The sequence below is a fragment of the Pantoea sp. SM3 genome, assembly GCF_000963995.1.
In the GTDB taxonomy this organism is placed as follows: domain Bacteria; phylum Pseudomonadota; class Gammaproteobacteria; order Enterobacterales; family Enterobacteriaceae; genus Pantoea; species Pantoea rwandensis_B.
Genome location: NZ_JZRD01000052.1, coordinates 36397 through 45822, shown reverse-complemented (window position 1 = coordinate 45822; position 9426 = coordinate 36397). Strand labels below are relative to the sequence as shown.

General features: G+C 49.7%; 9 protein-coding genes. 6 read left to right on the top strand and 3 right to left on the bottom strand.

Features of this window, described 5'->3' with window-relative positions; all coding sequences use genetic code 11:
• Positions 1 to 1306 precede the first annotated feature (1306 nt).
• A complete protein-coding gene (locus VI01_RS23095) occupies positions 1307 to 2236 on the bottom strand; it encodes a RepB family plasmid replication initiator protein (protein WP_034822338.1) in 930 nt (309 codons plus the stop codon).
• Between the two features lie 480 nt (positions 2237 to 2716).
• On the opposite strand from VI01_RS23095, the gene VI01_RS23090 reads away from it, so the two are divergent.
• The 4 genes from VI01_RS23090 (at position 2717) to VI01_RS23075 (ending at position 7546) form a co-directional block, all read left to right on the top strand.
• Entirely contained in the window at positions 2717 to 4093 is a 1377-nt protein-coding gene (locus VI01_RS23090) for an aldehyde dehydrogenase family protein (protein WP_045816792.1), read from the top strand.
• A 171-nt stretch (positions 4094 to 4264) separates the two neighbouring features.
• Complete coding sequence (locus VI01_RS23085; RefSeq protein ID WP_045816791.1) at positions 4265 to 5539, top strand: nucleoside permease; 1275 nt, start codon at positions 4265 to 4267, stop codon at positions 5537 to 5539.
• An 11-nt stretch (positions 5540 to 5550) separates the two neighbouring features.
• The gene (locus VI01_RS23080; protein WP_045816790.1) at positions 5551 to 6582 is read left to right on the top strand and encodes an ADP-ribosylglycohydrolase family protein; all 1032 of its coding nucleotides are present in this window, start codon (positions 5551 to 5553) and stop codon (positions 6580 to 6582) included.
• A complete protein-coding gene (locus VI01_RS23075; RefSeq protein WP_045816789.1) occupies positions 6566 to 7546 on the top strand; it encodes a PfkB family carbohydrate kinase in 981 nt (326 codons plus the stop codon). Before VI01_RS23080 ends, VI01_RS23075 begins: the two co-directional genes overlap by 17 nt.
• On the opposite strand, the gene VI01_RS23070 is transcribed toward VI01_RS23075, so the two are convergent.
• Positions 7533 to 8273: a GntR family transcriptional regulator gene (locus VI01_RS23070; RefSeq protein ID WP_045816788.1), complete on the bottom strand. Its 741-nt coding sequence runs from the start codon at positions 8271 to 8273 to the stop codon at positions 7533 to 7535. The genes VI01_RS23075 and VI01_RS23070 overlap by 14 nt on opposite strands.
• Before the next feature lie 198 nt (positions 8274 to 8471).
• Here VI01_RS23070 and VI01_RS23065 point away from each other — a divergent pair, with 198 nt between their 5' ends.
• Together VI01_RS23065 and VI01_RS23060 are read left to right on the top strand one after the other, a co-directional pair.
• A complete protein-coding gene (locus VI01_RS23065) occupies positions 8472 to 8861 on the top strand; it encodes a type II toxin-antitoxin system RelE/ParE family toxin (protein ID WP_045816787.1) in 390 nt (129 codons plus the stop codon).
• Positions 8854 to 9171 (top strand): DNA-binding transcriptional regulator, encoded by a 318-nt coding sequence (locus tag VI01_RS23060; protein WP_045816786.1) that lies wholly within the window; start codon positions 8854 to 8856, stop codon positions 9169 to 9171. Before VI01_RS23065 ends, VI01_RS23060 begins: the two co-directional genes overlap by 8 nt.
• 42 nt (positions 9172 to 9213) lie before the next feature.
• Here the strand turns inward: VI01_RS23060 and VI01_RS23055 are convergent, their stop codons facing one another.
• Positions 9214 to 9399 (bottom strand): tautomerase family protein, encoded by a 186-nt coding sequence (locus VI01_RS23055; protein ID WP_045816785.1) that lies wholly within the window; start codon positions 9397 to 9399, stop codon positions 9214 to 9216.
• Positions 9400 to 9426: the final 27 nt, after the last annotated feature.

Below are 9426 nucleotides of genomic sequence, written 5' to 3'. Positions count from 1 at the left end.
AGGAGTCAGGAGTCAGGAGTCAGGGATGTAAATACGGGCTGGAATGACTGTCAACATTCACTGTAATCAGTAACCCAATTTGCGTTTTTAGTTGTGATTTAAGGTTTGCGAATGTGGGTTTGCTGTTTATGAGTGAGTGAGTGACGCTAAATCATCGGTGGCTTATGACTGCCTGTACGTGAGTGAAAACGGGTAAATGCTCAGCGTTGGGCCATGACAAGTGCACGATAGCGGGTAAGCAGTAACTGCCAAGTTCTGGCGGGTACACCATGCCCTACAGGCGGTATTGAAGAGTCTTCGATAAGCAATGGCCAGAGCAAGAACGACTGGAGAGGCGCGCTCGGTGATATATGACCAATGGCAAATGACCAATTAAAGATAAGAAGAGAAAGAAGAGAGAAGAGCATTTCAACTGCTCTTACTGGTGAAGTGCCCGGATTGAACGGGGGTTATTACATGCTCCCATTGCCGGCTCAACACGAAACGCAATGTTTATCTTTGAACTCCAACGTTCACTGTAATCAGCAAAGCAGGTGAAGACCGTTCTCCTGACACTCCCGAATCCCGAGTCGTAACATTCACTGTAATCAGTAACTGCTGCTCGCTGACAAATTCATTTACGTTCACTGTAATCAGTAAAGCGATCCTCAGTGACCACAACGATCTGGCAGAAAATGTATCGGAAGAGGGAAGGGCTGCTGAGCATTCACTGTAATCAGTGACAGCGTGACGCGCACGATTGAGGCCTCAAATCCATCCCCCAACCGCACTGGCCTAACGTTCACTGCAATCTGCAATTAAGGGAAAAATTCACTGTAATCAGTGAAGGTGACCAACCCTGTCACTTTTACTGTTTATTTGTACAGACAATATGCTGATTACAGTGAACGAATGCCGATCATTGAATATTACCTATAATATTCAGATGGTTATATTAAATCATTTACTATAATCTGTTTTCACCGCATCACCACCATTCACTGTAATCAGCATCCAAATGCGCTATGGCTAATGTTCACTGTAATCAGCAAACCAACTGCAAAAGAGGGCGTGCAAGTGTTAAATACCCACCTAGTAAGTACTCACTATCATATTTAAGCCCAATAACCCGTCGAATCTGATAACACCGTAGGTGGATGTAAGACTAACGTGTCGCTGAATACTGTTTACAGTGAACGTTACTGATTACAGTGAATGCATGATGGGATGCAGATTACAGTGAACAGTGCGGAGAAGAAGTGTGTCACTTTTGGCGATTAAGTGACACACTCGAGGGAAGGGGGCTGATTACAGTGAACGTGAATAATCAGTCTTCAAACTCAATATCATCGAGAGAATCAATGCTCTCAAGATTGCTGATACCGTCCAGCTTCGGCGTTCTGCTATGGATAATAAAGAACACAGAACGTCCACGCTTCACCTCTGAATAGTCGAGGTAGCCAATCTCCTTAAGCTGCTCCATCGCGCGTCGGACCACGTGGTTTTGCGTGGTGGTCTTAGAGCCTAAGTTTAAACGCATGCGCAGACGCGCCAGCGATATAGGTGCAGGATTGGTTGGCAGGCTTTCCAGGTAGGTATATAACGCCTGAGCCGATTCCTTACGCTTGAGCCGTGAAATAGCACGCAGCTGTAGCAAAACTTTATGGTCAAAGTTATACAGCTCAAACAGTTTAGGATCGGCCTGAATGCGCACCAGATCCTTTTCACGATCGTAATACGCCGACTGCACAAGGTGGGTATGATACGCTTTGCCATTACCTTCAAAGGACAACGTATTGGTTGCGATGCGTCTTAAAGAGGCATCTAAACGCTTACGTAAGGCCGCTGACGAGTTTGCCGATGGGATCCCGCACATTTTCACGAAATCAATAAACGGCAGCGTCACGGTGTCGCCCTTTGAGGGATAACGCGAGAAAGACTGAATGATGCCAGCCCAGGTTTTGAAATCATTATCCATGTCCAGCCTTGCGCCAGTAATGGTAATCTTTTCATAGCCTTCCGCTTTAACTAACGAAAGGTTCTTGAGCTCTTTAGTGGCGTCCGTTGAAGCCATCGCGCCCGATTTACCACGCGCAGTAGACTTTAGTGTCGGAACGAACAGACCCAGGCGCATCAACGCGACCGGTTGTACGGTGTTATTTTTATTAGGATGAAGCTGGATAACCTCACCGCTGTTTTTTGTCACCGACAGAAAAGGTTCTAGTAACGCCTTGTTTTCACTCTCTTTATCTGCCATAGCCTGAGATCTTCATTCTGTGGATGAAAAGGATCGATTTCTGATTACAGTGAACATTAACACTGTTTATAGTGAACATTCTACAGTCTATAGTGAATATTATGCTGATTGTAGTGAACGTTTTTCTGATTATAGTGAACGCGATCACCTTCTCAGGCCTTGTGGGGTGCGGCTTGCAGCGATCGGGGATCTCTTAGGATCTCTTTAAGATCTCTCTATGATCTTTCTTTTAGATCTATTCACTGTATAACTGCATAACCCTATGAAGAATCAGCTTCTACCCTCAAAAACTGTCAGAAAATGCTGGTCATTAAGATTGATCCCACCAATGGCGAAAAAACATTAATTCCCTGCGAAGAAGATCCGTGAATTTCATCAGAAGAGAACAACTTCCTCATTATTATTCATTTTTCATCAACCTTCACCGAGCGTAAGGTAAAACTCATATTCATCCCCTACAACTCATGACGAAGGCATCTTATGACTGACAACGTTATTTCACGTAACCCAACCACTGGCGAAATCATCGCATCCTATCCATTGCAGAATGCCGCTGAGCTCGAAGCTGCGTTACAGAGTAGCACCGATGCATTCGCACAATGGCGAGCCACCAGCATGGCGCAGCGCGTCATCGTATTACGCCAGTTAGCAGAACAGATCCGCCAGCGTCAGGATCAACTCGCCACCATGGCAACCCTGGAGATGGGTAAACCCATTGCACAGGCTCGTGCTGAAGTCCTTAAATGCGCAAATCTTTGTGACTGGTACGCTGAGCAGGGCCCAGCCATGTTGGCAGACAAGCCCACGCTGGTGGAAAATCAGCAAGCCTGGCAATCGTTTCGTCCATTAGGCGTGATTCTTGCGGTAATGCCGTGGAACTTCCCTTACTGGCAGGTGCTGCGTGGTGCAGTCAGCATGTTACTGGCAGGCAACACGTATGTGCTCAAACACGCGCCAAGCGTAATGGGTTCAGCCAATCTGATGACAGAGCTGTTTGATGCAACCGATCTGCCAAAAGGTGGCTTCACAGTGATTAACGTTGATAACGATGGCGTTTCGGCTGCAATTAAAGATCCGCGTATTGCGGCTGTTGCGGTGACAGGAAGTGTGCGGGCGGGCGGTGCTATTGCAGCACAAGCCGGTGCGGTATTGAAAAAAACCGTGCTGGAACTCGGCGGCGCAGATCCTTTTATTGTTCTGGCAGATGCCGATCTGGATGCAGCAGTAGCTTCAGCGGTCACTGGGCGCTACCAGAACACCGGACAGGTCTGTATGGCAGCCAAACGGTTCATCATTGAAGAAAGTGTCGCAGAAGCGTTTGAGGCGCGTTTTAGCGCTGCTGTGCAAGCATTAAAGATCGGTGATCCGCTGAGCGAAGAAACTTATATCGGTCCAATGGCGCGTTATGACCTGCGTGATGAATTGGATCAGCAAGTACAGCAGACCCTGAAGCAGGGAGCTCGCCTGGTCATCGGTGGCCACAAGATCGATGGTGTCGGTAACTACTATGCCCCAACGATCCTTGCTGACGTGACACCAGACATGACCGCTTTCCAGCAGGAGATCTTTGGCCCCGTGGCAGCGATTACCGTGGCACGTAATGCACAACATGCTTTAGAGCTGGCGAATAACAGCGAATTTGGTTTGAGCGCTACCGTGTGGAGCGGTAACGAAGCGATAGCCAATGAGCTGGCAGAGAAGCTAGAAACGGGCGCAGTCTTTATCAATGGCAACGGTGCTTCCGACCCTCGCGTGGCCATTGGTGGTGTGAAGAAGAGCGGATACGGTCGCGAGCTTTCCAGCTTTGGTGTCCATGAGTTCTGCAATATTCAGACTGTCTGGAAAAACCGTCGTTAAAAATTTCAGGGCGTGCACTGCACGCCCTTATACCTCGAACTCACTCTCGTCCCACTGTTAATTCCCCGTTAAAATTGTTGTGGAGTAGCTCAAAGAATCCGCTAATGGTATTACAAAGGTATTGTTAGTGGTGTTAGATTGGCCTCACCTACACCGGGGAGTCCTTTTTAAATGAAAACAACAATCCCAAAATTATCCTTCATGATGTTTCTTGAGTGGTTTATCTGGGGCGCATGGTTTGTGCCGCTCTGGGCTTTTCTCAGCAAAAATGGTTTTTCGCCCGTTGAGATTGCCTGGTGCTATGCCTGCACGTCGATAGCCGCCATCCTGTCGCCGATCCTCGTTGGATCTTTGGCAGACCGCTTCTTCCAGGCACAAAAGGTATTGTCGCTGCTGATGATCGTCGGTTCCATTCTGATGTATTTTGCGGCACAGCAGACGCACTTCAGTGGTTTCTTCCCACTGCTGTTGTTGTATGCGCTCACCTACATGCCAACCATTGCGCTAACGAACAGCATTGCCTTTTCGCATGTTGGCGATGTTGAACGTGATTATCCACGCGTGCGCGTGATGGGTACTTTAGGCTGGATTGCGTCAGGGATCGCCTGCGGTTTCTTGCCACCGTTGATGGGCTTTGGCGACATTTCAGCAAGTAATGTCCCGCTACTAATCACAGCTGCCAGTTCACTGGTGCTGGGGATCTTTTCGCTGATGCTGCCAGCCACTGAGCCGAAGAGCACTGGGAAATTCAGTCTGCGTGTGGCGCTGGGGCTGGATGCACTGCATCTCCTGAAAGATCGCAGTTTCCTGGTGTTCTTTGTTTGTTCCTTCCTGTTCAGTATGCCGCTGGCGTTTTACTACATCTTTGCCGAAGGCTATCTGACGGAAGTGGGCCTGCCGCACGCCACCGGTTGGATGACGCTGGGACAGGTATCGGAAATCTTCTTCCTGTTGGCATTGCCGTTCTTTATCAAGCGTTTTGGTATCGGCAAGGTGTTGCTGCTTGGCTTAACCACCGCAGCGTTGCGCTACATATTCTTCGTGTTTGGCGGAGATCAAAATGCCCTGACGATTGGCCTGTTGTTTATGGGCATCCTGTTGCACGGCGTCAGCTATGACTTCTACTTCATCACCGCTTATATCTACGTTGACAAAAAAGCACCGGTGGCGATGCGCAACGCGGCACAGGGCCTGATTACGCTCGCATGCCAGGGTATTGGCAGCTTACTGGGCTATCGTCTCGGCGGATATTTGATGCAGGAGATGTTCGCTTACGACCAGCCACGCAATGGCCAGACGTTCAACTGGGCGGGCATGTGGATGTTCGGCAGCGTGATGATCATCATTATCACTATCGCCTTCATCGTGCTGTTCCGCGATGGCAAAAAACGCAGTGAAGAATTAACCGCTTTCGAGCAATCAGCGACCGCTGATAGCCATAAATAAGAGATGTAATAATGACAATGACACTCCAGGAAAAACGGATTTTAGGCGCTTTTTATGGTCAGGCTCTGGGCGATGCGATGGGTATGCCATCGGAATTGTGGCCGCGCAGTCGCGTTAAGCAGCATTTTGGTTGGATTGATGGTTTTCTGCCGGGACCTGCCGAAAACAATGCGGCCTGTTATTTTGGCCGCGCAGCATTTACTGACGATACGTCGATGGCGCTGGCGCTGGCCGATGCGATAGTCACCCATGATGGCGATATAAACGCCGAGACTATTGGAGCCAATATCCTGCGTTGGGCGGAGGAGTTTGATGCCTTTAACAAAAACGTGTTAGGACCCACATCAAAGATAGCCCTGAATGCACTGAAAATGGGTACGCCAGTGACGCAACTGGATAACAACGGCATGACCAATGGTGCGGCAATGCGCGTTTCGCCACTCGGTTGTCTTTTGCCAGCCAAAGATCTGGACGCTTTTATTGACGCTGTCGCACTGGCTTCCAGTCCCACGCACAAATCAGATGTCGCTATCGCGGGGGCAACGGTGATTGCCTGGGCCGTCTCACGTGCTATTGACGGAGCAAGCTGGACATCCATCCGCGATGAGCTGCCTGCGATTGCACGCGCTGCGCAGGAAAAACGCGTCACGACCTTCAGCGCTTCCATGGCCGCGCGTGTTGAGTTGGGACTGAGCGTTGTGGCACTGGGCAGAGGTGTGGAATCAACGATGCAGCAAATTTATGATTTGGTGGGCACCGGGACGGCCACTATCGAATCGGTCCCGGCGGCTATTGCAATGGTTGAGTTGGCTAACACTGACCCGAATCGCTGCGCCATTCTGTGTGCCAATCTGGGGGGCGATACCGATACTATCGGCGCGATGGCTGTCGCCATTTGCGGTGCGCTGCATGGCATTGATGGGATTGATTCACAGCTCAAAGCGGAGCTGGATGCTGCCAACGCGCTTGATTTCACGCGCTACAGCAGCGCTTTTGTGCAGTTTCGTCAGCTGCGTGAGGCCGCTTATGCTGACGCCAGATGACCTGAATCGGTTGGAAGGCCGTTTGCCCGTTTGCGTCATTGGTGCAGCTGTGGTTGATGTGATTGCCGATGCGTATTCATTACCGCATCGGGGAAGTGACATTGAACTCCACCAGCAGGGCGTTAATGTGGGCGGATGTGCGTTGAATGTGGCGATCGCGTTGCATCGACTGGGCATTCCTTCCACCAATGCGCTGCCACTGGGTAACGGTATTTGGGCCAATATTGTGCGGCAGAAGCTGACGGAATATGGCATTACCAGCGTGATGGAAACCAGCAAAGGAGATAATGGCTGGTGTCTGGCACTGGTGGAGCCAGACGGCGAGCGCACGTTTCTGTCTGTTAGCGGTGTCGAAAATCTGTGGGATGCCGAACTGCTGGGCACATTGCCACAAGCCGCACACCGTTGGATCTACCTTTCTGGCTATCAACTCACCAGCAAAAGCGGCGATGTGCTGATTGAGTGGCTTGAGCAGCAGGCTCAGACCTATCTGCTGCTGGTGGATTTCGGTCCGCGTTTGGCTGATATCGGTGAGCGCCAATTTGCCCGCGTGATGGCGCTAAAACCACTGATTACAGTGAACAGACAGGAAGCGGAATTACTTTGGCAGGAGCGTTTAAATCAACATGAATCCTTTGACGCCCGCCAGTTAATGACGCAATGGCAACAACGCTTTGGATCGCCGCTGGTGGTGCGTTTGGACAGTGATGGCGCAGGTTATGTTGATGCGGACTCTCAGGGCTGGATCCCTGCTCTGGCGACGAAAGTGGTTGACACGATTGGCGCCGGTGACAGCCATGCGGGGGGACTTTTAGCGGGGCTCGCTTCAGGTTGGTCGCTGGCCGAGAGCGTGGCGTTGGGCAATGTTGTCGCGTCTTATGTGGTGTCTCAACGCGGAGGTGATTGCGCACCGGAACGTGCCACGCTGCAGGCTTATTGGCAGCAAAGGCTCATTCAGCAATAAAGACGTACATATCGCTGCGACAGTAGCTGATGCTGTACTCCAGCGGATTGCCTTGAGCGTCAAGTGCCAGCTGTTTGATCACCAGCACAGGGACATTGGCGGGCAGGGCAATCTGCTGCTGGAGCGCCTCATCAGGCATGCGGGCACTCACTCTACTTTGCGACTTAACGGGTAAAATCTGATGCTTGTTAAAGTAATCATACAAAGAAATCCCAATATCATCGGCATCCGCAATAAAGCGTGCCGGCACCCAGGACTCTTCCACGGAGACCGCTTGCTGGTCGACATAACGAATACGCTTGAGCAAGTAGACCTCGCTATCTTTGCTTAATCCCAGTTTTTCACCGATCTCCGCGCTGCAAAGAATTTTGCTCTTATTAATCCACACCGTATCCGGCTTTTTACCGCGTAAAACGGCCTGCTGTGACAAACCTTTGGGCTCTTTCAGCGAATACTCAAACTGGCTACAAATCTGTGTACCGTAACCGCGTGAACGGAATACCACTCCCTCTTTTTCCAGTTCATCCATTGCTTTACGCACCGTAATGCGCGAGATGCCAAGCAACTGGCTGAAATCTCGTTCACTGGGCAGGATCTCTTCATGCAGCAGAATACCATCGCGCACTGCTTCTTTGATGCTGGTGGCAAAGCGCTTGTACAACGGCGTGCGGCTCTCTTCAGCCAGTGTGGTGGTAAGCCGCGAAAACAGCGGATTCTGTTCAGTCATAGCGGGCTGAGACACTCAATAGGGTTTATCAAGGGAAGATATGATACTGAATTTTGACCGTTCGCGTAGAGACTTTAACCGCATGTTATTGCGGTTATTAGCACATAGGTTCAATCAATTCTTTCGCTTATAATTTGACCTTACCCGTAACGAAGACTATAGTCTTGCTTACGGATTCTTTAAGGCAGGGAGGGGTAAATGGGCATTTACCTGACGCCAGAATTTCAGGAAGAGAGACGTCATGCACGCATCAACGATAAAATTCTGTGTAAAGCTGCTAAGTCGATTTTTGCGGGATTATATGGCGACCCATTAGGACGTTACACGTTCAAAAAACGACTTGGGTTGCCCGGCGTGGGGGCATCTGACGGCGCGCGTAGTATTGTTTTCTTCAATTATGGCAACAACATTTATTTCTTTGATATGTACTTGAAAAGTCAGTTGTCAAAGAAGAAAGGCAAAGAACTGGAAGATGATGAAATTGATGTTTATTGCCGTATCGCTCGGGATTTTATTGCGATGTCAGATGAGAAGGTCAGGGAATTGATTAAGCTAAAAGAATTGATCGAGGTAACTTGTGATGACTGATCGCTTGAAGAAACTCCATGAAATGGCGCAGCGCTACAACAAACTAGGTGTCGTTCAGGACGAGACGGTTGCTGAAATCTGTGCGGCGATCGAAGCACGTAATATCCCTCCTGTGCGCGATATGTCTGGGATTGAGATTAAAGCGGTACGCTTAAGATGGAAGATGTCGCAGGCTGCTTTAGCTATGACCACCGGCATGTCAGTTGAGAGTGTTTCAAAGTGGGAACGTAACGAAAGTAAACCCAATAAAGCGGCTTTACGTATCCTCAACACCATTGAGGATAAAGGCCCAGCGGTTTTCATCCTTTAAAACATAAAAGCCCATCCGGGCTTTTATGCATCAAATCTTCAATCACCGCTCATCAAACGGCACGCCGCCTTTGGATTTGTGATGCTTAGGCGTTTCGATGATTGAGACCGTCACCGAATTGGCTTCAATCTCAAACGAGTCTGCGACTGCGGCAGTGACTGCTTTCAGCAACTTCTTCTTCTGCTCAACCGTGCGGCCTTCCGCAGCATAAACAACGATCTCTGGCATTTCTGTTTCTCCTACAGGGTTCAGATT

Coding starts and splice junctions, on each gene's coding strand:
- VI01_RS23095 (WP_034822338.1), bottom strand. CDS start 2,236: ATGGCAGATAAAGAGAGTGAAAACAAGGCGTTACTAGAACCTTTTCTG.
- VI01_RS23090 (WP_045816792.1), top strand. CDS start 2,717: ATGACTGACAACGTTATTTCACGTAACCCAACCACTGGCGAAATCATC.
- VI01_RS23085 (WP_045816791.1), top strand. CDS start 4,265: ATGAAAACAACAATCCCAAAATTATCCTTCATGATGTTTCTTGAGTGG.
- VI01_RS23080 (WP_045816790.1), top strand. CDS start 5,551: ATGACAATGACACTCCAGGAAAAACGGATTTTAGGCGCTTTTTATGGT.
- VI01_RS23075 (WP_045816789.1), top strand. CDS start 6,566: ATGCTGACGCCAGATGACCTGAATCGGTTGGAAGGCCGTTTGCCCGTT.
- VI01_RS23070 (WP_045816788.1), bottom strand. CDS start 8,273: ATGACTGAACAGAATCCGCTGTTTTCGCGGCTTACCACCACACTGGCT.
- VI01_RS23065 (WP_045816787.1), top strand. CDS start 8,472: ATGGGCATTTACCTGACGCCAGAATTTCAGGAAGAGAGACGTCATGCA.
- VI01_RS23060 (WP_045816786.1), top strand. CDS start 8,854: ATGACTGATCGCTTGAAGAAACTCCATGAAATGGCGCAGCGCTACAAC.
- VI01_RS23055 (WP_045816785.1), bottom strand. CDS start 9,399: ATGCCAGAGATCGTTGTTTATGCTGCGGAAGGCCGCACGGTTGAGCAG.